Origin of the sequence: Pedobacter chitinilyticus (assembly GCF_003313385.1) — a bacterium.
Taxonomy (GTDB): Bacteria; Bacteroidota; Bacteroidia; order Sphingobacteriales; family Sphingobacteriaceae; genus Pedobacter; species Pedobacter chitinilyticus.
In genome coordinates this window covers 585,129-611,271 of the sequence record NZ_QMHN01000003.1, presented here as the reverse complement: position 1 = coordinate 611,271, position 26,143 = coordinate 585,129, and the positions used below count along the sequence as shown (strand labels likewise).

Genomic DNA, 26,143 nt, shown 5'->3' with positions numbered 1-26,143 from the left:
CCAACAATGATATCGCCACCCACATAGCTGATGGTATAGTTGGAGGCGGTAAACGAACCACCCGTAGCAGCACTTGGAGTCACCTGCCCCGTATAGGTATTCACCCCAGCTGTTGCAGCAGCACCCGAACCGTAGACTAAGGTTACACTGCCGATCGTTTCACTATTCGCCAATCCACTTGATGTAAAAGCGGTAGATCCAGCAGCACCAGTCAAAGTCTGTCCATAGGTCTTGTTCACGTTGTTCGCCGTAATGGTCAGTGCCTTGGCACCAACAATGATATCGCCAGCAGCATAGCTGATGGTATAGTTGGAGGCAGTAAACGTGCCACCCGTAGCCGCACTTGGAGTCACCTGCCCCGTATAGGTATTCACTGCATCGGTTGCAGCAGCACCAGCTCCATAGGCCAAGGTTACACTGCCGATCGTTTCACTATTCACTAGTCCACTTGACGTAAAAGCGGTAGAGCCAGCAGCACCTGTCAAGGTTTGCCCATAGGTCTTATTCACGTTGTTTGCCGTAATGGTAAGTGACGCTGGATTTACAGTCAAATTCCCGCCCACATAAGTAATAGTATAATTGCTCGCCAAGAATCCATTAGCACCAGTTAAAGCCGATGGCGTGATTACCCCTGTATAAGTTGTTGCAGCAGCATTGGCTGCAGCACCACCAGTATAACTAATGGTTACTGTACTTAATGTATTTCCGTTTTTCAAACTTCCACTGCTCAGTGTAAAAGCTGAAGAACCCGTTGTGGTTGTCAGTGCCTGACCGTAGGTTTTACTTGCATTATTAGCAGTAATGGTAATTGGCGCACCACTTACCGTATTAGCACCATTAGTAGTGGTTGATACATTTACTGTTGAAGCACCTGTACTGGTCAATTGGATATTTCCAGAATAAGAACCCACTGGGGCTGTACTGCTTAACCTAACATAGATAGGTGTCGAAGCCACATTTCCTGCCGCACCAACGGAAACCGTCGAGTGGAAAATGGTATTGTCGGTACTCACTTCAAAACCTGCTGGTGGCGTAACTAGAATTCCTGCAGTTAAATTCGTTCCCGAAACATTGAACTGTTGGGAAGAAGAACTTGTTCCGTAAGTAGTAGATATGTTCCCCAAACTACCTGAAGTGCTAACGATAGCATTGGTTACCGTTAATGTAGCACCATTAGAATTTGCCGCTGGCGCACAACCACCTGTTGCGACTAAGCGATAAATATAACCATTCATACCAAGTGTGGCATTCGTGATCGTTAATGTAGTAGTGGTTACCCCCGAATAAGGAGCCGTATTTGCCAGATTGTTAAAACCGCCGCCATTATCTAATTGCCATTGATACCCAGTTGCGTTGGACGCTTGTGCGGTGATAGTGGTATTACCACCATTATTAATAGACACATTACTGGGTTGAGTGGTAATAGAAGGGCTAGGATTTATCGTTAAAGTGGCAGCATTTGAATTGGCTGGCACAAATGAAGGAACTCCAGTAGCAACACAACGGTATTGATAAGCATTCATACCAGCTGTAGCACCAGTGATCGCTAACGTTGTTGTGGTGGCACCGCTATATACTCCTCCATTCGTAATATCCGTAAAACCACTGCCTGTATTTACTTGCCACTGATAGGCATAGGCATTGGTGGTACTTACTGAAAAACTGGTGTTCAGGCCTGGACAAATTGCAACACCAGAGGGATTCGTCGTAAATGCAGGTGCTAAAGGGCCCGACCAGGTGAAAGCATCAATCGCTATATAATTGAAATTTCCACCAGTAGAAATAGTAATGGCGTCGACATTTTTCACCGCATTATTAGCTCCTCCGAAAGTAGAAAGGTCAATTAAAGTAAAGCCGTTATTCTGTGCAGCACTTTTATTATTAAAGGTAGTAGATGAAGTAGTTGCTGTAAATTGGGTAACGCCATTATAAGATCCTGTAATAGTTAGTGTTCCGGTAACATTCAAATTATTCGAAATGTCTGCCAAGTATATCCAAAAGCTATTCACCCTGAAAGCGGTGGCACTAGATATTTCGAAACTGGCAGCCAAGGTATTTGCGGTTCCATCATTATCGATGAATTTATCATCGGCAGCTGTTCCGCTCCAGCCAAAGCCTACAAAAGCGTGTTGCACCTTTAAAGTGCTACCGCCTGTTAACGTTGTGATGTTAAAAGTTTGGCTGTTACTGCTAAATGAAGTGGCACCATTTACGCTGGTACTTTCAAATGTTTCTGTAAACTGAGCGCTAACCCAAAAAGGCGCGCAGAGGGTAAGAAACAATACAAGTAATTTTATTTTCATATGCCTTGTAATTAGTTAATTTAAATATTTTTATCTATATATTGTGATGCTCATATTCATACCAAAATGACTGTCTCAAAGCTTAGCGCCATTACCAAAACTATTCTACAATCTCAAACACCCGAAGAAGAGGTGTCTGCTATCAAATTGCTCTCTGATTTTTTTTTAACTTTCCGATCCAACCGCATACCTCAACCATCTGATCAAACAGAAATAGTACTTAATGGCGGTATAGCCCTCTCATTTGATCATGCCGCAGATTGCTTACAGGACTACTATAGAACTGCTCGTTTTATTAAAGGCGTCTATCTGTCGATCCAGGAACTACTCCTTCGTTTTCCTGGTGAAAAAATAAATATCCTCTATGCAGGTTGTGGTCCATTTGCCACTATCCTATTACCTGTTCTGCCTTTGTTTAAGACGGATCAGTTACAGGTCACCCTGATCGATATTCATCCGGAATCTGTTAAATTCGTCAAAGAACTTTTTACCACACTTCATCTTTTACCCTTTGTGGATAGCATTTCAGTCCAAAATGCCATCTCGTATCGTTATCCTAGTGCCAATCTCCACCTGGTCATTTCCGAGACCATGTTTCATGCGCTGCTTACTGAACCGCAAGTTGCGATTACCAGAAACCTCGCCCCTCAATTAGCCAATGGCGGGATATTTATCCCCGAAGAAGTGACTGTAGAAGCAGTAATCAGCTCTTTTTCTAACGAGCCTTTCCTTTCCAATACCTCAACCCCTTTACTTCCAGTAACTCCTGAGCGCACACTAATCGCTCAGCTATTTTCGTTAAACAAAAGCTCAGCACAGTCTTCGTCTTTTTCCAATCAGGAATATCGCAGTGCCTGGTACCAAATTCCCGTATTTCAAAAATCTAGTCCCGACATTTGTTTATTTACCCATGTCAAAATATTTAAAACACTGGAACTAGGATTATCCGAGTCCCTCATCACCAATCCTTATTGTTTAGTTTCAATCTTAAATTTACCTTCTAATGCTCGCATCAGCTTTATTTATAATTTTGCCGAACTACCTTCTTGGTCCTATCAATTAGCAGACTAATTTCTAGATGGAAAAGTACCATACATGCAAATGATATGGTTCAATGCCAGAAATGGCTGCATATTATTGTGCGCACTAATGCCGCCCGCGGTTGCCAAAGTCATTGATGTATTATTCGCCTTAATTGAATCTGGATGTAATACGGTATTTGGTGTAGCATTGTTAAAACCAAGTGTTTTTGCTAAGCCGCCAGTAACCAAATAACCTGGTGCAGAAATGACTGAGCCCGCACTAGCTACAGCCAACGTGGAGTCATCGGCACTAACCATTAACCTTACAGGCCCGCTGGATATAGTGCCAGCGTGAGTATGTGCAGGCATTTCAGTGGTGACTAGGGTATGTGTTTCTTCTCCACCAACCTGGCCCCAAACATAATTGCTGCCGCCAGGCCTTTGCCCTACCCCTAAAGCTACTCTGCCACTGAAATTTGGCAGCATATAGTTAGTGGCGCCGTTCCCTCCAAATGTGGTACCGATAATTGCAAATAAAGCAGTATTATTTTGGATTGGTATTGTCTGACCTTGGCAAAATGCCCAATTTCGAGGTGCAAAATTGGCAGCAATTATTCTAATTTCCCCTATAGTTCCGTCCATATTGATGAGTTCTAAATTAGTTTCTTGATGGAAAAATTCCTTGAACACAAATGATAAAATTAACCGCTAAGTAAGGCTGCATATTATTATGCGGCAAAGACCCCCCTGCGATTGTATTGTTTACCGTAAGTGTAGTCAAATCAACTGTTCCCGGGTTTAGCTCCACCGCTGGAGTTGCTGTATTAAACCCTAGGTTAGGTATAAAAGTATTTTCTGCATTTTTATACCCTGCCGATGCAATAGATGTATTAGCGATAGGTGTATGTTCGCTTGCCTGCGCACTATTAACCGACACTGTAGGATTGATCGGTGGGCTCGTAACAAGATGGGTATGAGCAGGTAAATTTGCCTGCGTCAGCGTTACAGTTTCAGCCCCTGCAGTCGCGCCAAGTACAGTTGTTGATAGCCCTGGACCTTGCCCAGTGCCTACAGCGACCCTACCTCTGAAATCTGGTAGATTAAAGCTGTTCACGCCATCTCCGCCATAAGTAGTACCGATAAGAGCATATAAAGCCGAATATTCTGAGATGGACATCTGTTGGCCCCAGCAAAAACTCCAACCTACGGGAGCAAAATTACCAGCAAAGTGTCGAATCTCTCCTAAATTACCTTCCATAATACCTTGATTAATTTCTTGATGGAAATATTCCCATCATACAAATGATATAATTCATGCCCAAATAAGGTTGCATGTTACTATGTGCTGTATTTGATCCCGTTACAGCATTTGTTACCGTCAGCTGTCCGTTTAATGAAGCGCTACTCAAGGCAACATTTGGTTGGGAATTATTAAAACCTAACAGCTGGGTAGATGATCTTCCTGTTGCTTTAATCGGGCTCGCTATCGTTGATCCAGTTACTGGAGTAGTCAAACTTGCTGCTGCAGAACTTACCGACAATTTACCTGAGCCCGATAAATTACTGGCGTGCGTATGTTGCGGCATCTCATTCGACACGAGCATGTGTGTTTCCGCTCCCCCAATTTGACCAGCTACCCAGTTGCTTACACCATTTCCACCAATGCCTGTACCTATAGCAACCCTGCTTCTTAGGTCTGGAAGCGCGAAATTGGTTGTGCCATTTCCGCCAAAGGTAGTGCCCAAAAGTGCAAAAAGCGCCTGATTTTGATTGATAGACAATAACTGTCCACGACAAAATGCCCAATATTTTGGTTCAAAATCTGCGGCAAACATGCGGATTTCCGAAATCGTTCCATCTTGCATAATTCTTTATTTAAATTAATTGTTCTCCTATTCCAATGCCCATACTAAAAAGCTTTGCTCCAGACAAATAACCTTCCTGCATATGAACTACATTGATTTTTAAAAATTCCTGTCCCTTGCACGCAATCACGAGACCATACAGCGCATCCGCATGAACCACCGTTCCTGGTAGCTGCTCAGGTATAGGGGGCATATCTACAGGGCTCACTTCCAATATCCGCATCTCTCTGTTTCTCAAGAACGTGGATGCACCGCCATATTTCTGGTTGCAGGCATTCACAAGATATTCAATTTCACGGGCCGATTGTTTAACCCAATCTATTTTGAGCTGCCCTGTATCTGGCTTTTTATAATATAATCCTTCGTGTGCTGTCTGGATTTTTCCGCGAAGCACATCTCTGTCCATGTGATCCAATAAAAGCTTAAGCTCTTCAACAGCCTCATAACCTATGCGTGTACAATGCATGGTATAAGTTTCTCCAGGAATAATGGCCATTTCCTTCTGCCATACAATTGGACCACCATCAATCTCAGCGTTCATTTTATGGATAAACAAGCCGCCATGGCTTTCCATGTTACGGATTTGCCAGAAAATAGGATCTGCCCCTTTATACTTGGGCAATACTCCGAAATGAAAATTGAAAAAACCTTTTGAAGGGATACTCAATATGGATGCAGGTATTTTCCAGGGAAATGCAATCACAAATACAGCATCTGCATTCAGCTGATGTAACCAATTCTCCATACTTTCCCGCCAAGAAACAGTAGGAAAAATCGTTATAGAATCAGGCATTATACCAATAGTCTGCAGTGAATTCAGCAAAACAGCACTATTCATTTCAGGAATACCAACCCCCACAAGGAAATGCTGCTCCTTCAACAATCGGATAGAAGGGATAGCCAAAGTATCTGAATTGCAAACCACCGCTATTTTCATACTGCCCATGTCATCATTATATGCCTAAATAAGGATTTTCCCAGCCCGACGAAATCTGCTGAAGCGAATCGCTCAATGCTTTGTCGTTAATATCCACTTTTTCTAGCTTACGGACAATCTCTCTCTTGATGTTGTCTCTATTTCCCAAGTGTGTATTTTTCACCAAGTAAACCTGATTATTCTTCCCTGGTGTTTGTGCGTCAATATGCAAAGTCCCACGATCAGAATTGACTTTCACCTGATTCAGTGCTTCAAGTAAATCTCCAATCCCCTTTATTTCTAGCGCTTCGGCAAGTATCATTCCTGTTTCCTTACCCAGTTGATAAAAAGTCTGATCCTGTAAGGCAGCACTTTCTACTGTAGGAATTAACTCGGCGCTACTTAATGCGGTGTAAATCTCCAGCTCATGATCTTTCGCATCAAAATTCTGAAGCAGGAAAGGTAAAGCAAGCAACGGGATATTTTTAACGGCAGAACCCGCATAAGCTTCCTGAAAAGCAGTGGCTTCCTCTCCGCAAAACGCACTAAAAACAAAATCTGGTTTAAACATTTCGATATGCTCAAATACAGTTCTGGGATCAGCAGTTTTTGCGCCTGGTGTAATTTGTGCAATAGAAAAAGGCATGGTGCTATCCTTATCCGCAGCTTCCATTCCAAGCGTCAGCATATTGGTAAAGGAATAGCCTGCATCATAAACACTGGCTACAAACATCCCCTTATTGCCAAAAGTTTTAACCGCCCAGTGACCAAGTGACCAGATCTGCTGCCAAGTATGGATAGAATTGATGAAAACGTAGGGATTAAATGATTCTGGGTTGGGTATATGCTCTCCAATATTATTCATGATGAAGGGCTTTTTGTAGCGTTCGAATTTAGGAGCCAAAGCCATTCCGACCGCGTTCGAAACAATGCCTGTAACCACATCCGCTTGGTGATAGGAAAAGAGCTTGTCAATAGATTCTTCTACCCTTGATCTGCTGCCCTGGCCTATAAATTCTGGAATGAGTTCGATCTCCCACTCATGCTGATCAACCTGGTCATTAATTGCCTGCTTCAATCCCTGTTCAAAATCTTTTCCCATCGGAATAATGGTAGATACAGGAAGCAGTAAACCAACGGTTAATTTCTTCATATGATGAGCGCTATATTTAGTTTGATAATTTGTTCTCAATACCGCAAACCTATATCGCGATTTGCCTCTCAAAAAAGATGGCACAACTTGCGCACCTTTTAATACTGCAATAAATGTAGTAAAACATTATATTCAATTCCAAATAATTATACTAAAAAAAATAATTATACGTTTTTAGGACTTTTTTTACTGATATAAAAATATAATATTCATAAAAGTTGTACGTTTACGAACTTTTATTTAACATTACTCTATCTAAATTATTTAATGTATGACTCAAGCCAGACGATCTTTTCTAAAAAAATCAGGTATCCTTACTAGTGCAGCTTTGTTTAGTGGTCAATTGGGCGCTTTAGCTGGAATCACTAAAAAAATCAATTCGCTCAGCAGCGAAGGCATGACTATCTTTCAAACTAACGACCTAAATGGCAAGATTGAAAGTAGCAACGATGGTTACGGAGGAATTAAAAACATTGTGGAACTGATCAAAACACAGCAAACAGCTGGCTTAACTGTTGATGCAGGTAATTTCCTAGCTGCTAAAGCGGACAAGAACCAAAAGGAGCGTACCATCTATTTAATGAACAAGATCGGCTATCACGCCGTAACCATAGGCGCAAATGAACTGGCCAAGGGCCAAGAAGCTTTCGCAGAGCTACTTCCGCAAATGAATTTCCCTTTAGTTAATTGCAATTACACTTTTAGCAACGCCAGATTATCTTCTAGCGTAAAACCCTATATCATTCTTAAAAATAAAAACTTAAAAATTGGCATCACTGGCGTGGGCGCTTCCTTAAATATACCAGGTGTAGAATTTAAAAATCCTTACCAAGCAGCCAACAAAACCGCCAACTACCTTAAAAATAAACTGAGCTGCCATTTTGTGATCTGCTTATCTCATTTAGGATTTGAAACCGATGGCTATAGCAGTAAAGGATTAGCCGAAGCATCTGAACATATTGATTTTATAGCTGGTGGCCATCAAAACAAAGTTTTGCATGGTGCAATGGTCTTAAGAAATAAAAGTAAACGTGATGTAGCCTTAAGCCAAGCTGGCGAAAATGGCATGATTTTAGGCAAAACAACTTTTGGTTTTGATGCCTTTAATCGTAAAAATGATTTCCATCATAAATACCTTATTGCAGGTTTAAGCCACAGAGAACAATCTACCGATGCGCACTTGGTACTCGGAAAACTATCTATGGCCCAGAAACGCAACAGCTAAGTAAAAAACAGCCGCAGACGTTACAGTTTCGTAAAGCTAAGGTATTGCACAAACCTGGGCAAGGAAGAATAATTTGCACTGGCCGCATGTGGAAGGGTATGACGCCATACAATAATATCACCCTTTTTCCCTGGAACAGGCACTGCTTTCATTTGCCTTCGCATCACCTCATGCGCCTCATCAAATGCTGGATAAGCCTTGATCCATTCGTCAAATTCCAAGTGCACTCCTGGCACCACACTTAATGGCCCTCGGTCTTCAGGAACGTCATCCAGGTAAATCAGCCCTTGTATATAATACTCAATAGGTTTATTGATATCGATATCCCAGTGCAACGCTCCTGCGCTAAATTCCCATCTGTCGGTAACTGGCGGATTAAAACTAACCTTTTCAGTATTTGCAATGATATCCTGGCTACCATAAAGCTCGGAAAACAGCTGATAAACATTGGGATGTTTTCTGATGGCTTCTATACTTTCATCCTGATAAAGCTGCAGCATAAGCCCATGCCAGTCAGGATGAGATTTATACCAAGAATTCGGATCAGTTAGACTAAGGCCCATATGTCTACATATTAACGCTTTTACCTCTTCGCAAAGTGCAGGCTCAACAAGATCACTAATCCTCAAGTATCCCTGCTCTTCCCAAAATTGAAATTGGGCTTTATTCAACAGTTTATATTTAGGTACTAGATCCGCTGTTTTTTGCCGATTTAACCACTCGCTAAATTGGCATGCGGCCTGCGCTAAAAAATCAACCCCTTTAAGCTCCCTTAGCCAGGCTTGGAAATGATCAAAATTGGTACATTCTGCATAAAGAAAAAAATACGTTTCATATTTTCCCAACTCGTAAACAGATAAAAAAATATCCTCAGTTGTATCAAAATTTAGATATTTTGGCGTGAGGTCACGCTGTTTTTTAGCTTGATGGATTTCGTAAAAAACCTGTAGAAAAGCGTTTGATTTCATTTTTTAAGGCCTATTGCATTTTTAAACAGTAAATTGATTTAAATCTAACTATATTTAATTTACAAACCCCAGTCATTAAATTAGAATTGCAAGCTACATCAATCGCGGAAGAAAAGGAAAGGCTAATTACGCTTTTGGTTAACTTTCTACAAGAAATAGGATTAACCATAAGATTTGCCGCTGAAGAAGAACCAGGATTTCTTCCTGGAATACACATTAGAAATGGTGGATTAAGTATTGATCCTGAGCGCATATTATATCCTGGCGACATTTTACATGAAGCTGGCCACTTGGCTACCTTACCACATTCCATTAGGTGTGAATTGGACGGAAAATTGCCTGATACCGATACACATCGGTCTGCCGAGTTAATGACGTTAGCTTGGAGTTATGCAGCAGCCCTGCACTTGAAGATTCCCGCCAGTGTCGTTTTCCATGAACACGGGTACAAAGGAGGCAGTCAAAATCTGATTGATAATTTTGAACAAGGTCGGGTGATAGGACTGCCCATGTTGCAATATTATGAAATGGCCTATGATGAGCAAAACGCCAAGCGGCTTGGTGTTCGTCCGTTCCCATATATGGTAAGCTGGATTTGCTTAAAGTAATATAAGTCTTTAAACTTTTTCATTTTTCATTTGGGCAATCAATGTCCTGGCCACATCGGTATCCATTTTTTCCAGTTCCGCTATCATCAATGCTCTAGTTGCTTTTTCCTGCTCTTTTTCTACTGGATCTAGTTCAAAATCGTAAGCATTTTTAGCAAAAAGAGCATCGGTCCATTCATTTCTAATACAATCCATAATCAAATGAACTCGGTTCGTCTCCCCCCTATTTTCAATATGGTGCGTCTTACCAAAATCCATATACCAACAGGTTCCTTCATCCAAAAATAATTCCTTTCCATCAACCGTAAAAAGCACCGATTTATTAGTCAGAATGGGAATATGGATTCTAAAGCTTCCATCCAGATAAGAACATCCTCGATCTTTGTGTGGCTTGATGACGCTCCCAGGCGAAAGCGCCAATAAACGAACCGACTCTTTTTCACATTTCCAAGAATCTACAACAGACCTGATATAATCTACTTCAGCCATTAACGGCGTATCCACATAACTCATATCTCCAGAATGTGCGAAAATATCATCCATATTGCCACTTGCCGAACGCAGAGAAATACTTCTCCAATCGCCCTCGTAATCAAAATTATTAAAATGCAATGGCCATTGTTTACCCAAACAATGTTTTAGCTCCCGACGGAGTTGCTGCACATCATAAGTCAGCGCTAATTTTAAATGAGAAGAAGCCATATTATAAATCTAACATTAAATCGCCAACTATAAAATCAATAGCAGTAAGCAAACTGTCTTCAATACTTAGCAAATCGGTATCGATAACCAGATCCGCAGCAACAGGTATTTCAAAAACATCATTCAAACCCGTAAGGTTATAGATTTTATCTGGATGACCGTCTGGGAGCAATGCCTTATGATAAAGTCCCTTGGTATCTCTATTGATCAGTATCTCAATTTCACATTTTATCCAAACCAGCTTGGCGCAGCAGCTACGTCTAACTACTTCCCTACCTTCCTCATAAGGATTGATCACCGCAATAAATATAAAGTCAAACTCCTCACGCAAAGATGCCGCGTAAATACCCAGTCTACTTACATTTTCGATCCGATCTGCCCGACTAAACCCCAAGTCCTTACATAAAGTCTGCCGGTAAACATCTCCATCAATCACCTTCACTCGATACCCTTTAGCCTGCAACTCATCAGACAGCGCATTGGCCAGCGTTGTTTTTCCTGCCCCCGAAAGCCCACAAAATTGAAAGATCAATCCCATAAAAATTAGATGGCGTTAATAAATTCCTTATAAGCTTCCCGACAAGCCACTGTTGAAACATCTTCCACTTTAGGCTCAGTATCAAAAGTAAGGCCCGCTGATTTACTGTGGAACTTTAACCGTTCATACATTTTCGTTTCCAGCTCAATTCCCGTAAACTCACTAAAAGATTCCAGCATTTCCTTAGCACCTTCGCTATAATCAAAAAAGCGATTAAATCTAGAGCCAAGCTCCAAAATTCCCCGTAATTCAGTGTAGTAATGCATCAATACTCCAGCAGCAAAGAGATTAAAATCCCATTTAACAGCCTCGCCATCCCATCCTTTCATTTTCAAAAGCAATGGGTCCACCAATCCAGGAACCATATGGATCCCCTTCATTTTTTTGTGTGAAGCTAAAACCTCCGCCGGGCGCCGAGTTAGGAAGAAAAAAGGAACCTCTGGAAACCATTCACGCAGCAAGCCATAAAAATGAATGTGCCAGCTGTCGAGCTTAATGATATAGGAAGATTCCCTACCTGTTCTTAACTGTCCCATCCAGCTCAATGCTGCTTTAAACCACTCCTCACGTTGTGCATTACTAACACTAGGATCATGCTCATTAGACCTTAGAATTTCATCCAGTAAAGGTGCTTCCGAAATACTGATACAGCTTTCAGATTGCGCAAATGCCTGACTTAATAATGTAGATCCGCATCTGGAAACGTGAAAAACAAATGCCTTTGGTTTGAGCGCCGTCATATCATTAGCCTTAAGCAATGCGGCACCACTGCTGCTCTCAAACCTCGACACTCTTCTTTGCTTCGATCTACAATAACGTATGGTCTCGTCAAAAAAAGGATCATCCATCCGCTTGTCGCCAAGATATAGCCAATGCACCAACCAATCCTGGTCTATATATTCTAAGCGATAAGGAATCCAATTGGCTAAAGGAGAAACTACATTCATAAATTAGTTTTTTAAAGCTAATTATTTTTATTGGATTGTAAATGTAAGGTTAAGCTATCACGAAAAGTTTTACCCGCAGCAAAAAAGGAAGATAGTTATAATATAGATACTACTAAGCAACTATTAATACAGCTCAAGTCATCTTACACAAAATCTCAAGCACAAGAACCAAAGTTGCGTACATATAAAAATAACAGATTGCGAGAAAAAACAAAAGCCCTATAAAAGCAAAAAGCTCCAACATTTCTGTTGAAGCTTTTTTGCGGTCCGGACGGGACTCGAACCCGCGACCTCCGCCGTGACAGGGCGGCATTCTAACCAGCTGAACTACCGAACCGTTCGCAACGTTAAACAAGCGTTTTCCGTTTTGGTGATGCAAATATAGAGCGAATATTTCATTTATTCAACAAAATTTAAAAATAATTTAACACCAAACAAAAAACACCTCATTTACAATTGTTTATTTATTAAAAGCTACTTCGTAACAAACAAAAAGCCTCGACACAAATATCGAGGCTTCGTATAAATTAACAAAAGTAGTCCTAACTTACAGCGCCATCTTTCATTTTTTCGGCATTCTCCGCAAACTGAAGCTTATCAATCAGCTCCTGAATATCTCCATCAACAATAGCTGGTAGGTTGTACAACGTTAAACCAATACGGTGATCCGTTACACGGCCCTGAGGATAATTGTACGTTCTGATTTTAGCCGATCTATCACCTGTAGACACCATCGTTTTACGCTTCGCTGCAATATCGCCATGCTTCTTCTGTACCTCCAAGTCATACAACTTCGAACGTAACATCTCCATCGCCAGTTCACGATTGGCCAACTGCGAACGTTCCACCTGGCACACCACTACAATACCCGACGGCCTGTGCGTTAACTGCACCTTCGTCTCTACCTTGTTTACGTTCTGTCCACCAGCACCACCAGAGCGCGAAGTCTGCAAATCAATATCAGCAGGATTTAGGTAAAAATCAATCTCCTCAGCCTCTGGCAATACCGCCACCGAAGCCGCCGAAGTATGTACCCTACCCTGAGTTTCCGTATCAGGCACACGTTGTACACGGTGCACACCACTTTCATATTTCAGTGTACCGTAAACATCATCGCCACTTACTTTCAAAATCACCTCTTTATAACCACCAGCCGTACCCTCCGTTACGTCCATCACCTCAACCTTCCAGCCCTTGGTGTCAAAATAACGCGTATACATACGGTACAAATCGCCAGCAAAAAGTGCCGCCTCATCACCACCTGTACCTCCACGAATTTCAAATACTGCATTCTTGGCATCCTCAGGGTCCTTTGGAATCAACATCAACCTAATGCGTTCCTCCATTTCCTCCTGCTGCACCAATAACAAATCCTGCTCCTCCTTCGCCATTTCCCTCATCTCAGGATCCTTCTCATTGTTCAAAATATCTTTGTTTGCCTCAATATTGCTCATTACGTTTTTGTACACCTTGTACTCTTCCACAATTTTGGTGAGGTCTTTATACTCTTTATTCAACGCCGCAAAACGCTTCATATCCTGTATCACGTCAGGATTGCTCAACTGCTCCTCCACATCTTCCCAGCGCAACTTAATGGCTTCTAACTTATCTAACATATATTTTTAAGAAAATCAATATCCAACAACAATCAAAGCAAGCCCCGCTTTCCACTCTTGTCTTTTGCGCCCCACACAAACCTCATAGGTTTTCTCCGCCACATGCCCAGCAAACCTATGAGGTTTACCCAAGCCAAAAGTACAACCGCTTCAATCGGGTTTATTTAACCAAAAACAATGCAATAAATCACATGCTTTAATTATCGGACAGCAAAAATACGGCTTTTTCGGTTAACACCGCAATTAATTTGTTGCCTACCGCCACTTGCTTAATGGGGGCACTAACAGGTAGTTGCTGTTTAGATTGTTCGAACGAAACAGGATGGTATTTCACCAAGGTATGGTCGCTCACGTAAGCAATTATATTACTCGTAATGTTAAAATCGGTCAAACTATCAATGGGCAGTTCCCTCAAATAGCCACCAAACCTGTCAAATTGCAATATGCCATTGTTGCGACGTTGCAAAAATACATACTGGTCCGAAGCCGCTAATTTCTTCACATCAACCGCCTCATCAAACAATTGAAAAAGGTTGGGCGAACGTATGTCCTCCGTAAAATTGCTGCTCAATTTAACCAATACATTACTGGCCCTATCAAAAATCCACAAACTATTATTATTCCCAGAAGCCACTGCCGATACCAACAAATTACCATTTTTTGCAAAAGAATAGCTGGTAATCTCATTCAGGTTATTGTTCAGTACCACTACCTGCTGAAAATCGGTATAAAAAAGCACCACCCTCAACGGGTCCGAAACATCTACGCTGTACAATTTACCAAAACGATTGTTACTGTAGCGCCATTTCAATACTCCCTTAGCGTCATATTTCAAAAGCTCGTCCCTGCCCGAAAGCAGGTAAACATTGTCCAAATTATCCGCATAAACAGCTTTTGCAACCGTATCTATTTTCGCTACTTGTTTCAATTGCGCTCGTGCCAAGCCACTATCCAGCAGCAAAACAATAAAACAATTAAGCAATAAAACAATTAACCTTTTCATGACTGCTTCAATCTCCCTTTAGGGATTAGGGGTAAAATACTCCAACCTCAGCTGCTCACCGTCAAACAACCCGTACGATTGGTAATTTAACCACTCACCAATATTAACGTAAGTACTTCGATCACTTAGCTTTATCTCTAAAGGTAAATGCCTATGTCCAAACACAAAATAATCAAAATGCTGCTTTTCCAGTTGCTCTTTAGCATATACGGCCAACCACTCTTTCTCCTCCCCTAAAAAAACCTCTTCCGTTTTACTGGCCGCCCTGCTATGCGCCGACCAACCGTTGGCAATGCCCATACCTATACTGGCAGGCAAAATACCAAACAACCACTGGCAAACAGGATTTCTAAAAACCTTCCTTAAAAACTTATATTTCTTATCGCCAGGCCCTAGGCCATCCCCATGATGCAGGTAGAACTTCTTGCCATTACGTTCAATCACCAATTCATCGTTCACAATCTGCATCCCTATCTCCTTGGTGAAATAGTCCTTTACCCACATATCGTGATTGCCCTTAAAAAAATAGATTTTAATGCCGCTATCAGCCATTTTCGCCAACTTGCCCTGCAACCTTACAAATCCCTTAGGCACTACATATTTGTATTCAAACCAAAAATCAAACACATCACCCATTAAAAACAGCTCGCTGCAAGTAGGCGTAATCCAATCCAGCCATTTTACAATGCGGTCCTCACGTAGCCTACTCTCCTCGTAATTAGGCGATCCTAAATGAAAATCTGATGCGAAATATATGTTCTTGGTCATCTAAATTTCAAAGATAGCTTAGTTTTAAGTAATAATTAAGTTTTGCCAATAATACTTCGTTTCTTTGAGAAAACTAAATATAAATGGCCGTTACAATGCAATTCCGATAGATTTAGTAGATTTTTTCACTTTCTATCTAGAATTCATCTAAATAAGTGCCGTTATTTAAAACTTAATTTTGTACTTTTGCACAAATTTTTAAGAATATGATCTCTACTGATATAGCTATTATAGGCGCTGGGCCAGTTGGTTTGTTTGCAATTTTTGAAGCGGGTTTGTTGAAGATGCGCTGCCATTTAATTGACTACTTACCACAGGTTGGCGGTCAGCTATCAGAAATATACCCTAAAAAACCTATTTACGATATTCCAGGTTTCCCGTCAGTATTGGCACAAGAACTGATTGACAATTTGATGGAGCAAGCCAAGCCTTTCCATCCTGGTTTTACCCTTGGTGAGCGTATTGAAGGGCTGGAAAAAAGAGGCGAAGGCGATTTCGTATTAACCACTAACATGGGCACCGTAATTGAAGCCAAAGTAGTGGTAATTGCTGGTGGTTTGGGATGTTTCGAGCCTCGAAAGCCTGCTGTTGCCGGATTAGAAAAATTTGAGAACGGTCGTGGTGTAAACTACATGATCTTAGATCCAGAAAAATACCGTGACCAAAAGATGGTGATTGCTGGCGGTGGCGACTCGGCCTTAGACTGGACTATTTTCCTAGCTGAAATTTGCAGCGAATTAACCTTGCTACACCGTAGCGAAGCCTTTAGAGGCGCTCCAGATTCAGTTGCCAAAGTAATGGAATTGGCCGAAAAAGGTAAAATCAATTTGATTTTGAATAGCAACCTAAACGCCGTACATGGCGAAGGTAAATTGGAAACGGTTGAAATCATCCATAACAAAACCATGGAAACCATTAGTGTTGAAGCCGACCACTTAATTCCTTTGTTTGGTTTAAGTCCTAAGTTGGGACCAATTGAGCAATGGGGACTTAACATTAGCAAAAGCGCTATTGAAGTAAATGTTGATGACTACTCAACCAATGTTCCAGGGGTTTACGCTATTGGCGACATCAACACTTACACCAATAAGTTAAAGCTGATTTTATGTGGTTTCCACGAAGCCGCATTAATGAGCCACAGTGCTTACCAGTACATGAACCCTGGGGTGAAATACACGATGAAATATACCACCGTAAATGGTGTGAGTGAGTTTTAAGAATTATATTGAGCAATAAGATGAGCGATATCAATATCACCGTTGAAGACAGAGAAGGGAATGTAGCTGATTTGGTTGCCCCTACAGACATGGGCCTTAGCCTAATGGAGTTTTTAAAAGCCAGCGAATACGATGTATTGGCAACCTGTGGAGGCATGGCTTTATGTGCAACCTGCTGTGTGGACGTGCTTGAGGGAGAAGACAAGCTTAACGAAATGAGCGATGATGAATACGCCATGCTAGACACTTTGCCTGACCTTTTACCTAATTCAAGGCTAGCCTGTCAAATTCAATTAAAACCTGAAATGGAAGGCTTAAAAGTAAGATTACACGCCATGGATTACTAGTTAAATTCATGCTGATATAAAAAAAGGAGTCCCGAACGTTCGGGACTCCTTTTTTTATATGCTTTTAAAACATTAATTCTCTTCGTCTACCGAAAGCTTAGCGCTACCAATCGTTTTATAAGTGCCGTCGCCTTTTAAAATAGCCAACATTTGGTTTTGGTTATTAAATAACGATTTGGCCTTGGCAATCTCTTTATCGTATTGAAATGATTGCTCAATCCTTCCTTTTTCGTGAAAATAACGGCTGATAATTTGTGTTTCCAAGGCTCTTTTAATTTCTGTCTTATGGTTTGTCAAATCATCTTTTTTAGCCCCAGTCATTTTCACCTTCAAGGCCTCCAAATCTGCTTTCACAGCCGCTGTTTTATTTTCTCTTTCTGCTTCCGCTTTTAGGTCGCTCAACAAGCGTTCTGATTTAGAGGTGTAACTGTAATCCTTATTGGCCAATGAAGCCACAAACTGGGCATACTGGGCATCATTAATTTGGAAGTCTTTTGCACTAGCCACTTTATTTGCTTTTTTAAACTCATTGGCATAATCAAAGAATAAGTTTTTATTGAACAAGGTTAAAGTTACTGGGCTGTATTTTACAGGGTCTACCACTACATCTGGAAAAATACCATTGCCATCGTAAACGGTTCTGCCCGCTTTAGTACCATAAGCCTTTAAGGTGCTATCGGCAAATTTACCCACTGTGCCATCTTGCTTTTTATGCGCATAATCCAATGCTTGAATGCAGCGGCCAGATGGTGTGTAGTATTTTGCTACGGTAACCTTTACTAAGCTGTTGTAAGGCAAATTAAAGGTTTGCTGAACCAAACCCTTGCCGTAGCTTCGCTGACCTACTACAATGGCTCTATCTAAGTCTTGCAGGGCGCCCGCCACAATCTCCGATGCCGAAGCTGAAGCGCTATTAGTTAAAACAACTAATGGCAAATTAGGTGCCATGGCAGGAGCTATGGTTTTGTAAGTCGCACTCTTCTCTGGGTTACGGCCTTTTTGGCTTACGACCAACACATTTTTATCGACAAAAAGGTTAACGATTTTAACCGCCTCTTGCAGGATACCACCCCCATTATTACGCAAATCTAGAATAAGGCCCTTAGGCTTTTGTTTCATGATGTTTTCTAGGGCATCCTTTACTTCTTGTCCAGAGTTCTCTAAAAACTTATCTAAACGGATATATCCCACTTGCTCATCCAACATGCCCGAGTAGGAAACATTAGGCTGTTTAATTTCTTCTCTTACCAGTGATTTATTAATGACAGCACCATCCCTCAACAAAGTAAGGCTAACAGGCGTTCCTTTTGGGCCTCTCAACAATTGGCTAATTTGAGCTCTTTGCTTTCCAGTAGTTTCTACTCCATTGATTTTTACAATCTGATCTCCTGGACGTATATCTGCTTTTTGCGAGGGATAGCCTTCGCTCACTTCATTTACGAAAAGTTTTCCGTCAATGGTTAAGGTACCCGCTCCAATACCACCATATTGAGTGCTTACGTACTTTAATTTGTAGTCTTCAATTTCCGTTTCGGGAACGTATTCCGTATAGGGATCTAAACTGCCCAGCATCGCATCAATGCCGTTTTTCATCAGTTCGCCAGCATTGGTTTCCTCTACATAATTGATGTTGATCTCTTTATATAAGGATGCAAATACATCCAAGTTTTTGGATACCTGAAATAGGTCTTCCTTAAAGGCAAGGGTAAGTGAGGTAACGGCTAGGACAGTGCACAATAGTGCTATTTTTACTTTCTTCATATCGCCAATTTTTAAATAGCGCTCTTTTAAACTTATTGCCAAAAAGAGTACGGAAAGTAAATTTACTAAAAAAGAATAAAATAGAAATGCCTAAAGCCTATTTCCGTCAGGATCGGCTAAAGCTTTACGAATGGTAAACTCAATGTAAGCATTGTCCCTGTTCACCAATTTAGCTAGTTGTTGCACAAGTTGATCTTCCTGTCCTGGAGTGAATGGAATTTCTACTGCAGCCAACTCACGATATTTCCTTAAAAACTTTGTTTTTACTTTGTTCCAGCTCTCAGTTGTAAGGGTAAAACTTGCCATGGGTTAAGGGTTTTGGGCAAAGATATAAAAAACAAAAGACTATCATAACGAATTTACAACGCTGAAGAAACGTTTTTAATGCAATATTAAGAGATAAATGACTATTTGGATTTAAAAAATCATGGCAACTTAACAACGTCGTACTCGCAAGCGAAAAAGAACAAAATTTAAAACGAAAGGCCACCGCAATTCATCATTGGGCAGCCTTTCATTGATTATCTCAAAATTTATTTCAGATAACTCTCGTATTCCTGATCGGTAGCGCAATCCCACCAAACGGGTAACGACCATATAAATAATTGATTTACATTCGGATTTACAGCAAGAGCATTTGCGGAGTTATACTGCAATTCTAAAGTAGCTGGTAGCCTCCAACGACGCATCCAATATTTTGGATCTGTTTTTGCGCCTCCAGTTAACTCTGCTGTACCTGTAAATAAAGGCCCTCTATCGTACCCAGGGTATACCACACCAAAACCACCAATATTACCTGCACTATAATTAAAACGACGCATATCGTTCCAATTTTCAAGACTGCATCCCATTGCAACATATTTTTGCAACATAATATCTCGCATGGTTAAATCTCCAGCATTTTGAGCCACTGCTGCACTTGCTAAATAGTTTGTAATATCAGATTGACTCATTGGCTTCATATCTGGGTTAGTAGTTCCATAAACCCCTTGCCATTCAGTCAACTTAGCTTGCATCATATTGATATGGGCTTCAACTCCTCTTTTATAAGCTAAATGAGCAGGACCTGTAGCTCCCTTACGCATCTGTACTTCCGCTTCGATAAAACACATCTCATGATAGGTTAAAACCTCAAAATCAGAAACTGGACGTGTTTGGAATGAGCCTGTCGAACCTACCACACCCGCAGTAAACGCATCAACATTAGCATACCAATTTACATTACTTTCAGGCTGTGCCGCAATACCTGATGTAGCAATAGCATTGCTCCTTAAATTTACATAAGTAGTATCTCCTGCCAATATATAGTTAGTACTATTGATATACATTGAACCGGCTTTATAAGTTACAGTCACATTGTTTCCTGAAACGGTATAAGTTTTTCCTTTTGCAGCAAGATCTGCTATGAAGGTTGCACGATCAGCTGCATTCGCAATTGTATACGTAATATTTGTATTTGCTTTTGCAAAAGATGGCAAGGCTATTGAAGTTGCGGTAGACTTTAACAATCTGGTAGACGGTCCATACGAATCAACCCCTATAGATCGTGTCCAATCATAGCTTTGAACTCTACCATTACCATCTAATTTTACATTCGTCATCATTGCCGGCACAATCTTGGTCATCCGAGGATCTACAATGCCCGAACCACGCATATTTGTCAATAAATTATAATAGAATTGAGAAATACGTTGATTATTTCCATATGCTGCATAATTGAAATTTCCATTAGTCACCACAGGATCGCCAATTAAATAATCTACAACCATACTGTTATTAAGACCAGGCAGGATAGCATTATCCGCATTAGACTGTGGCCCTCTTGCCAAACAATACAATATTGAATCAGCATTGTATAAATCTGATTTCTTCGATAACTTCAGCATATATCTAGCTTTTAAGCCCCAGCACAATTTAATCCATTTGTCTACATTTCCTTTGTGCATCATATCACCAGACGCCAAAGCTGATGCTCCTACTTCTTGGGTTTTATTAAGCAAGCTAATCGCCTCATTTAATTTGGCCATACATCCGTTATAAATGGTTCTACCTTTGTCGTATTTAGGACTTGGATTACCATAGGTTGCATCAGTATAAGGCATTTCACCATAAAGATCTAACATCTGCATAAAACCCAAAGCATGAAATACATTAGCTGCAGCCATATAATGATATGCACCTTTACTTTTAGCCATGTCATACATATCAGTAAGATTAGATGAAACAGATACAAAAAAGGTTTGGTAAGGTGTTGTAGTAAGGCCAGCCGCAGGCTTCCAAGTAGTGGTTACAGAGTTGGTGTTGGCACTGTTACTGTAATATACGCCCGCCTGAGCAGCCGTACGAAAATTGGCAACCCCAGCAGAGTACATGTAAAAATGCTGTATCCAAGGCAATCTATTTTCCACTAATACGCTCTGGTTATTTGGATTATCTTTATCTACATTAACATCTAACCATTTTTTACAAGATGTTAAACCAGCTACTAGCGCAAAGGCTAGCATTATATTTTTAATATTTTTATTCTTTTTCATGAGCTGTCTTATTAAAATCTAACATTTAATCCAAATGTAAAAGTAGCTACGGCTGGAACCCCCAAATAATCTATACCTGTTGAGCCTGCCCCACCAGTTCCACCTGCAGCACTTACTTCTGGATCCATGCCTTTATAGTTTGTCCAGGTTAATAAGTTGGTGCCTACCGCAGTAGCAGACAAACCTTTAATAAATTTAACTTGCTTAACTAAGCTGCCAAAATCATAAGACAAGGTCACAGACCTTATTTTTAACCAATTAACATTTGTAATAAAATTATATGAATTAGCTGCATAATTTGCCCAATAGCGTTGAATCATTGCTGTACCGGCAACGGTAGTACTGCCTATGGTATAAGTTTTACCAGCTTCGTAGGTTTGGTTAAACTCTGCACCTGTGGTGCTGTTTACACCAGTTACCGTTACCGATTGTCTGTCATTAAGCAAAGTTCTGTTACTTAAGCCATTTGAAACTAAAGCATACTCAGTACCGTTAAATATTGCTCCGCCTTTTCGAATATCTAACAATACCGATAGGGATAGTTTTTTATAACGAAAAGTGTTATTAATCCCTCCGATAAAACTTGGTTCACGATTACCTACAATTGGGTTATTATTATTTATCCTATATAAGCCCGTAGTTGGATCAACTTGGTAACGTCCGCCAGGAATTTCGTTACCATTGCCATCTAATTCACGATAGTAAGATTGACCTGTCATGCCAAGGAAAAAACCACCATTAGGAATCGAAGCTGCCTTTACCGTTCCAAATTGGGCATCTGTTGGATAGAAGTAAGATACTCCTGGCAAAAATTCTCCCAATCTACCTTTGTTATAAGAAAAATTCAGCATTACATCCCAAGTAAAATCTTTTTGATCAATTGGTTTGCCACTCAAAGAAATTTCCATACCCTTATTAATTACGGAACCCGTATTTAATGAACTAAAAATAAATCCCCCTGCATTTGACAAACGTGGCTTTGCAATTTGATTTTTAGTTTTACTATAGTAATAGGTGTAATCTAATCCAATTCTTCCTTTTAGGAACCTGAACTCTCCACCTACTTCCCAAGAAGTTTGGATTTCGGGCTTGATAACGGGGTTACCAGCAGCCCATTGATTTCCTACAGCTGTGTTCGACCCAATAATATAAGGAGGATTGGTGTAAGTTGCAGTCTCATAAGGATCAGTAGCCTTGCCCGCTTGTGCCCAGCTCGCCCTCACTTTACCGTAAGTAAGGATATTATTTTTAGGCATTAATTCTGTAAACACCATCGATCCACTTACAGATGGATAAGAATAGGAATAATTATCAACTGGCAAACTCGACGACCAATCATTACGTTGGGTAACGGTTAAGTAAGCCATGTTTTTGTAAGAAACTCCAGCTTCACCAAAAACACCTACTAGACGCAGTCTTGTTGTCCTATCAGTAAAAAACTTGTTGGTATTGGCTATGTTATTTAAACTAATGGTTCCTGCTGTAATGAAACCATATCCCCAATGGTTTTGGGTAAATCTATTCATATCCTCAGTAGTAGCCCCCACCATTAAATGGGTTTCGAAGTCGCCAAACTTTTTATGGAAGTTATTCATTACCATCGTACTCAAAAATGAGTACTCCGCATCATTTTTGCTTAAACGACCATTTTGATACAAAGGTGCAACTGCGGATCCTGGCGAAATGTAGGTATAATCATCAGTAACGTGCTGATCATAACCTAAACGAGCGGTCAAATCCCACCATTTGGTGATGTTATAGTTGGCGTTGATACCTCCAGTAATACGTTTGGTTTTAGAGGTCAATTCATTTTGGTTGATGATCCAATATGGATTATCCATATCACTTTGCAAATCTAAGGTTGCTGCGTAAGGGCGATATTGGCTTCCATCAATATTGATATAATTTTTAATATCAAAAACTGTTGGCCAATTATATAATGAACCCATACTTCCAACGCCGCCTCCACCATACAATCCAGAGGTGGTTAAGGTTCTGTCCATATCGGCAATAGAATAGGCAACATTAGCATCAATGGTTAGCTTCCCATATTTTTGCTGACCATTTAAACGAAAAGTTGTTTTATTGTAACCAGTATTAGGAACAATACCAGATTGGTCAAAATTAGATGCGGATAAAAAGAAGGTTCCGTTTTTTGATCCTCCAGAAACATTGATGTTGTTATCGAAAACATTTGCATTTTGAAAGAAAGTTCCTATGTTATCATAAGTAGTATTGGCAGATGTTAATTTCTTACCCCACGAACTGTAAGAATTCGCATCATCGAAAGTGCCATTTACCGCATAAGCACCTACACCAAATTCTCTTTGAACTTCGGGTAATTTATTTGCCCAAGAAGTACTTAATCTAGTAGCATAGTTAACACTCACAGATCCCTCCGAACCCCTTTTAGTGGTAATGATGATTGCTCCATCAGCCGCTCTTGAACCATATAGTGCAGCAGCTGCCGCACCTTTTAACACTGACAAATTTTCAATGTCTTCAGGGTTAATGTCCATTACCCTGTTGGAATAAGTGGTATTACTACGGGATAATCCATCAGTTCCAGTATTACCTGTACTTGAGGTTGTATTATCATAGATAATCCCGTCGACAACAAATAACGGCTGATTCTGCCTTCCCTCAGCAGAAGAGGTACCTCCTCGAATAGTAATAGAAGCCCCAGCGCCAGCTGATCCACCAAATTGCGTTATGTTAACCCCTGGAACTTTTCCCACTAATGAATTGACAACGTTGGTATTTTTGTTCTTCATTAATTCATCTGCATTTAAATCAGATACGGCATATCCAACTGCCCTTTTCTCTTTTTTGATACCTAATGCCGTGACAACCACTTCGCCTAAAGCTTGGCTATCAGAGGCTAGAGCGATATCTATGACATCCGAAGCACCCACCACCTTTTCGGAGGTTTTCATCCCTAAATAAATAAACTGTAGTACATCTCCCTGCTTAGCCACGATGGAATAAGTTCCACCGGTGCTTGTTTGAGTTCCATTGTTTGTTCCCTTGATTTTTACGGATGCTCCAGGTATTGGCATCCCATCATCTGCAGAAGTTACCTTTCCAGTAATCGTCTTTTGTTGAGCCATTGTCTGAATGGCTAAAAAGAACGAGCACAGGATTAGCGTAAGTAATCCTTTTTTCATGAACTGTTTAGTTAATAGTTAATAATTAATCGCATTCGTAAAAACCTACTATCAATCTCTACGATAATAATTCAGTTTATACTCTTATTATAGTAAATATAAGGAAAATGTGTTCAGCTATGCATAATTCAACGAGGATATTAACCTTTTTGCGGTTTTAGCTTTGAGCGTCATGGTAAAGAAATCATTAAATGCTATTTCTCATTCGGCACACAAAAAACAAATAACTATTTGAATATTAAATAGATATTAGTATTTTAACTTAACTTTTAACTAAAATTAAAGCAGTATGAAAAATCTAATCACAAAAGTATTTCTAGTAATGTTGCTATTTACCGCAACTTCGTTCAAGAACAAAATGAGCACTGGTTATGTTACATTGGAGGTGAGCTACATGACTGTAATGGGTGGACAGGCTACTGTTTACAACACGGACACCAATACTTACTATTACATCAATGCCGTGGACACTTACGGATCGGAAGAAGTACCTTATGGTAATTATGAACTTGTATCCGCAGGTACAAATTCGTGCAATCCGCCTCTTATCCATAGTGTTACCACTTCTACAGGCTCTACAAGTTTTACTATCGACAGCTCTAATCCGTCGTTTACGGTTTTTGCGAGTTGTTATTGATAAGGATCTTTAAAATAAGAAAGGCCCTGAGAATCCATCAGGGCCTTTTCATCGTAAAAAACTACTCTTATCTCACGTAGTAAAATGAGATATATGGCTTTCGCGGGTCAGTTCCGCTAGTTGGGTATCCACTATAGCCATTTGCAAATGCAGTATAAACCCTTCTTTGTAAAATTGTACTTGCGCTTGTATAGGTGGCAATCACTGCTGATGTTGCGGCTGACCCCCCTACTCTAATATTCCAAGCTGTTGAAGTTGGGGCAGCATTTGGCAAAGTAAATGAATCGCTAATTCCCATAAAAGGTACTGCTGCGGCAACCAAAACAGATCCATTATACAAATCTATCGAAGGCACGTTGGCCATTAAATTAACGAATCGCATCCTAAAATAACCAGAGTCTGGTAGAGAAGCATCTTCTTCTACTAACAAGCTCTTTCTTACCAAACTATCTGCAACATGCAGCGAGTATTTTTTGGATGCTGCTAGCGAAACTGTTGTTTTATATACTTCCAAAGAATCTAATGACGTCCCTCTTTTTGGAATGGTCAATGAAACTTCTGTATTGCCAGGCTTCACAGGAAAGTAATCACCTGTAGAACCTCCTAGAGTATTAAATCCACCTCCTGGAAAGGGGTATCTAGTGTTAAGCAGGCCTGTAACACGAGTGCCATTAATTTTTAGTTGCACGCCAGGGTTGTTGTAGAAGGCCACATTATAATTCACTTTAATAAATGCGTTTGTTGTTTGATCAACTAGTTCATATTCTGAAAACACATTATCTTTATTTTTTTCACATCCAATAAACAGAACAACTGCTAAAAAGGACATGATTGATATTCTTGAAA

The 26,143-nt window shown here is 40.4% G+C and carries 24 protein-coding genes and 1 tRNA gene; 6 read left to right on the top strand and 19 right to left on the bottom strand.

The features are described 5' to 3' along the window. Positions 1-2,303: beta strand repeat-containing protein (locus DUT70_RS12805; RefSeq protein WP_162926622.1), on the bottom strand; the 2,303-nt coding region annotated here is incomplete at its 3' end. A 66-nt stretch (positions 2,304-2,369) separates the two neighbouring features. On the opposite strand from DUT70_RS12805, the gene DUT70_RS12800 reads away from it, so the two are divergent. Beyond that, on the top strand, positions 2,370-3,374 hold the full coding sequence (locus tag DUT70_RS12800; RefSeq protein ID WP_113647719.1) for an SAM-dependent methyltransferase: 1,005 nt from the start codon (positions 2,370-2,372) through the stop codon (positions 3,372-3,374). On the opposite strand, the gene DUT70_RS12795 is transcribed toward DUT70_RS12800, so the two are convergent. From DUT70_RS12795 to DUT70_RS12775, 5 genes are read right to left on the bottom strand one after another with little or no spacing between them, the layout of a single operon-like run. Next, positions 3,371-4,015 carry a phage tail protein gene (locus DUT70_RS12795; protein WP_205529793.1) on the bottom strand — a complete coding sequence of 215 codons (645 nt, stop codon included), beginning with the start codon at positions 4,013-4,015 and terminating at the stop codon, positions 3,371-3,373. The two genes, DUT70_RS12800 and DUT70_RS12795, sit on opposite strands and share 4 nt — an antisense overlap. After that, positions 3,984-4,583, bottom strand: coding sequence for a phage tail protein (locus tag DUT70_RS12790; RefSeq protein WP_113647718.1), 600 nt, complete (start codon positions 4,581-4,583; stop codon positions 3,984-3,986). The genes DUT70_RS12795 and DUT70_RS12790 overlap by 32 nt, the downstream gene beginning before the upstream one ends. Positions 4,584-4,593: 10 nt before the next feature. Then, on the bottom strand, positions 4,594-5,190 hold the full coding sequence (locus tag DUT70_RS12785) for a phage tail protein (RefSeq protein ID WP_113647717.1): 597 nt from the start codon (positions 5,188-5,190) through the stop codon (positions 4,594-4,596). A 10-nt stretch (positions 5,191-5,200) separates the two neighbouring features. After that, the gene (locus DUT70_RS12780) at positions 5,201-6,136 is read right to left on the bottom strand and encodes a methionyl-tRNA formyltransferase (protein ID WP_113647716.1); all 936 of its coding nucleotides are present in this window, start codon (positions 6,134-6,136) and stop codon (positions 5,201-5,203) included. A gap of 7 nt (positions 6,137-6,143) precedes the next feature. Beyond that, entirely contained in the window at positions 6,144-7,259 is a 1,116-nt protein-coding gene (locus DUT70_RS12775; protein WP_113647715.1) for an ABC transporter substrate-binding protein, read from the bottom strand. 271 nt (positions 7,260-7,530) lie between these two features. Between DUT70_RS12775 and DUT70_RS12770 the strand changes: the two genes are divergently transcribed. Beyond that, complete coding sequence (locus tag DUT70_RS12770; protein ID WP_113647714.1) at positions 7,531-8,484, top strand: bifunctional UDP-sugar hydrolase/5'-nucleotidase; 954 nt, start codon at positions 7,531-7,533, stop codon at positions 8,482-8,484. A 20-nt stretch (positions 8,485-8,504) separates the two neighbouring features. Here the strand turns inward: DUT70_RS12770 and DUT70_RS12765 are convergent, their stop codons facing one another. Beyond that, entirely contained in the window at positions 8,505-9,452 is a 948-nt protein-coding gene (locus tag DUT70_RS12765) for a phytanoyl-CoA dioxygenase family protein (RefSeq protein WP_113647713.1), read from the bottom strand. Positions 9,453-9,538: 86 nt separating this feature from the next. Here DUT70_RS12765 and DUT70_RS12760 point away from each other — a divergent pair, with 86 nt between their 5' ends. Continuing rightward, complete coding sequence (locus tag DUT70_RS12760; RefSeq protein WP_113647712.1) at positions 9,539-10,060, top strand: hypothetical protein; 522 nt, start codon at positions 9,539-9,541, stop codon at positions 10,058-10,060. Between the two features lie 9 nt (positions 10,061-10,069). On the opposite strand, the gene DUT70_RS12755 is transcribed toward DUT70_RS12760, so the two are convergent. The 7 genes from DUT70_RS12755 to DUT70_RS12725 form a co-directional block, all read right to left on the bottom strand. Continuing rightward, a complete protein-coding gene (locus DUT70_RS12755) occupies positions 10,070-10,762 on the bottom strand; it encodes an aspartyl/asparaginyl beta-hydroxylase domain-containing protein (RefSeq protein WP_113647711.1) in 693 nt (230 codons plus the stop codon). Between the two features lies 1 nt (position 10,763). After that, complete coding sequence (gene cysC / locus DUT70_RS12750) at positions 10,764-11,300, bottom strand: adenylyl-sulfate kinase (protein WP_113647710.1); 537 nt, start codon at positions 11,298-11,300, stop codon at positions 10,764-10,766. A 5-nt stretch (positions 11,301-11,305) separates the two neighbouring features. After that, positions 11,306-12,247 (bottom strand): hypothetical protein, encoded by a 942-nt coding sequence (locus DUT70_RS12745; protein ID WP_113647709.1) that lies wholly within the window; start codon positions 12,245-12,247, stop codon positions 11,306-11,308. A 263-nt stretch (positions 12,248-12,510) separates the two neighbouring features. Continuing rightward, positions 12,511-12,584: transfer RNA gene (locus DUT70_RS12740), tRNA-Asp, on the bottom strand. A 205-nt stretch (positions 12,585-12,789) separates the two neighbouring features. Beyond that, positions 12,790-13,863 (bottom strand): peptide chain release factor 1, encoded by a 1,074-nt coding sequence (prfA, locus tag DUT70_RS12735; RefSeq protein WP_113647708.1) that lies wholly within the window; start codon positions 13,861-13,863, stop codon positions 12,790-12,792. A 196-nt stretch (positions 13,864-14,059) separates the two neighbouring features. Next, positions 14,060-14,866 (bottom strand): NHL repeat-containing protein, encoded by an 807-nt coding sequence (locus DUT70_RS12730; protein ID WP_113647707.1) that lies wholly within the window; start codon positions 14,864-14,866, stop codon positions 14,060-14,062. An 18-nt stretch (positions 14,867-14,884) separates the two neighbouring features. Further along, positions 14,885-15,634, bottom strand: coding sequence for a UDP-2,3-diacylglucosamine diphosphatase (locus DUT70_RS12725; protein ID WP_113647706.1), 750 nt, complete (start codon positions 15,632-15,634; stop codon positions 14,885-14,887). Positions 15,635-15,840: 206 nt separating this feature from the next. On the opposite strand from DUT70_RS12725, the gene DUT70_RS12720 reads away from it, so the two are divergent. Both DUT70_RS12720 and DUT70_RS12715 read left to right on the top strand, forming a co-directional pair. Next, positions 15,841-16,851 (top strand): NAD(P)/FAD-dependent oxidoreductase, encoded by a 1,011-nt coding sequence (locus DUT70_RS12720; protein WP_113647705.1) that lies wholly within the window; start codon positions 15,841-15,843, stop codon positions 16,849-16,851. A gap of 20 nt (positions 16,852-16,871) precedes the next feature. After that, a complete protein-coding gene (locus DUT70_RS12715; RefSeq protein ID WP_113647704.1) occupies positions 16,872-17,198 on the top strand; it encodes a 2Fe-2S iron-sulfur cluster-binding protein in 327 nt (108 codons plus the stop codon). 72 nt (positions 17,199-17,270) lie between these two features. Here DUT70_RS12715 and DUT70_RS12710 read toward each other — a convergent pair whose 3' ends face one another. The 4 genes from DUT70_RS12710 to DUT70_RS12695 form a co-directional block, all read right to left on the bottom strand. Next, the gene (locus tag DUT70_RS12710; RefSeq protein WP_113647751.1) at positions 17,271-18,959 is read right to left on the bottom strand and encodes a S41 family peptidase; all 1,689 of its coding nucleotides are present in this window, start codon (positions 18,957-18,959) and stop codon (positions 17,271-17,273) included. 90 nt (positions 18,960-19,049) lie between these two features. Further along, on the bottom strand, positions 19,050-19,265 hold the full coding sequence (locus tag DUT70_RS12705) for a hypothetical protein (RefSeq protein WP_113647703.1): 216 nt from the start codon (positions 19,263-19,265) through the stop codon (positions 19,050-19,052). A gap of 227 nt (positions 19,266-19,492) precedes the next feature. After that, positions 19,493-21,493 carry a SusD/RagB family nutrient-binding outer membrane lipoprotein gene (locus DUT70_RS12700; RefSeq protein ID WP_113647702.1) on the bottom strand — a complete coding sequence of 667 codons (2,001 nt, stop codon included), beginning with the start codon at positions 21,491-21,493 and terminating at the stop codon, positions 19,493-19,495. Positions 21,494-21,504: 11 nt separating this feature from the next. Continuing rightward, positions 21,505-24,660, bottom strand: a complete 3,156-nt coding sequence (locus DUT70_RS12695) for a SusC/RagA family TonB-linked outer membrane protein (protein ID WP_113647701.1) — start codon at positions 24,658-24,660, stop codon at positions 21,505-21,507. A gap of 289 nt (positions 24,661-24,949) precedes the next feature. Here DUT70_RS12695 and DUT70_RS12690 point away from each other — a divergent pair, with 289 nt between their 5' ends. Continuing rightward, positions 24,950-25,297, top strand: a complete 348-nt coding sequence (locus tag DUT70_RS12690) for a hypothetical protein (RefSeq protein WP_113647700.1) — start codon at positions 24,950-24,952, stop codon at positions 25,295-25,297. Positions 25,298-25,364: 67 nt separating this feature from the next. Here the strand turns inward: DUT70_RS12690 and DUT70_RS12685 are convergent, their stop codons facing one another. Then, complete coding sequence (locus tag DUT70_RS12685) at positions 25,365-26,126, bottom strand: DUF4397 domain-containing protein (protein ID WP_162926621.1); 762 nt, start codon at positions 26,124-26,126, stop codon at positions 25,365-25,367. Positions 26,127-26,143 lie beyond the last annotated feature (17 nt).

What these genes read in the sequence shown, in the direction of transcription:
- DUT70_RS12700 (WP_113647702.1), bottom strand. Translation starts at nt 21,493, where the DNA reads ATGAAAAAGAATAAAAATATTAAAAATATAATGCTAGCCTTTGCGCTA.
- DUT70_RS12755 (WP_113647711.1), bottom strand. Translation starts at nt 10,762, where the DNA reads ATGGCTTCTTCTCATTTAAAATTAGCGCTGACTTATGATGTGCAGCAA.
- DUT70_RS12800 (WP_113647719.1), top strand. Translation starts at nt 2,370, where the DNA reads ATGACTGTCTCAAAGCTTAGCGCCATTACCAAAACTATTCTACAATCT.
- DUT70_RS12685 (WP_162926621.1), bottom strand. Translation starts at nt 26,126, where the DNA reads ATGTCCTTTTTAGCAGTTGTTCTGTTTATTGGATGTGAAAAAAATAAA.
- DUT70_RS12765 (WP_113647713.1), bottom strand. Translation starts at nt 9,452, where the DNA reads ATGAAATCAAACGCTTTTCTACAGGTTTTTTACGAAATCCATCAAGCT.
- DUT70_RS12745 (WP_113647709.1), bottom strand. Translation starts at nt 12,247, where the DNA reads ATGAATGTAGTTTCTCCTTTAGCCAATTGGATTCCTTATCGCTTAGAA.
- DUT70_RS12725 (WP_113647706.1), bottom strand. Translation starts at nt 15,634, where the DNA reads ATGACCAAGAACATATATTTCGCATCAGATTTTCATTTAGGATCGCCT.
- prfA (WP_113647708.1), bottom strand. Translation starts at nt 13,863, where the DNA reads ATGTTAGATAAGTTAGAAGCCATTAAGTTGCGCTGGGAAGATGTGGAG.
- DUT70_RS12695 (WP_113647701.1), bottom strand. Translation starts at nt 24,660, where the DNA reads ATGAAAAAAGGATTACTTACGCTAATCCTGTGCTCGTTCTTTTTAGCC.
- cysC (WP_113647710.1), bottom strand. Translation starts at nt 11,300, where the DNA reads ATGGGATTGATCTTTCAATTTTGTGGGCTTTCGGGGGCAGGAAAAACA.
- DUT70_RS12710 (WP_113647751.1), bottom strand. Translation starts at nt 18,959, where the DNA reads ATGAAGAAAGTAAAAATAGCACTATTGTGCACTGTCCTAGCCGTTACC.
- DUT70_RS12730 (WP_113647707.1), bottom strand. Translation starts at nt 14,866, where the DNA reads ATGAAAAGGTTAATTGTTTTATTGCTTAATTGTTTTATTGTTTTGCTG.
- DUT70_RS12775 (WP_113647715.1), bottom strand. Translation starts at nt 7,259, where the DNA reads ATGAAGAAATTAACCGTTGGTTTACTGCTTCCTGTATCTACCATTATT.
- DUT70_RS12705 (WP_113647703.1), bottom strand. Translation starts at nt 19,265, where the DNA reads ATGGCAAGTTTTACCCTTACAACTGAGAGCTGGAACAAAGTAAAAACA.
- DUT70_RS12785 (WP_113647717.1), bottom strand. Translation starts at nt 5,190, where the DNA reads ATGCAAGATGGAACGATTTCGGAAATCCGCATGTTTGCCGCAGATTTT.
- DUT70_RS12715 (WP_113647704.1), top strand. Translation starts at nt 16,872, where the DNA reads ATGAGCGATATCAATATCACCGTTGAAGACAGAGAAGGGAATGTAGCT.
- DUT70_RS12790 (WP_113647718.1), bottom strand. Translation starts at nt 4,583, where the DNA reads ATGGAAGGTAATTTAGGAGAGATTCGACACTTTGCTGGTAATTTTGCT.
- DUT70_RS12690 (WP_113647700.1), top strand. Translation starts at nt 24,950, where the DNA reads ATGAAAAATCTAATCACAAAAGTATTTCTAGTAATGTTGCTATTTACC.
- DUT70_RS12780 (WP_113647716.1), bottom strand. Translation starts at nt 6,136, where the DNA reads ATGGGCAGTATGAAAATAGCGGTGGTTTGCAATTCAGATACTTTGGCT.
- DUT70_RS12770 (WP_113647714.1), top strand. Translation starts at nt 7,531, where the DNA reads ATGACTCAAGCCAGACGATCTTTTCTAAAAAAATCAGGTATCCTTACT.
- DUT70_RS12720 (WP_113647705.1), top strand. Translation starts at nt 15,841, where the DNA reads ATGATCTCTACTGATATAGCTATTATAGGCGCTGGGCCAGTTGGTTTG.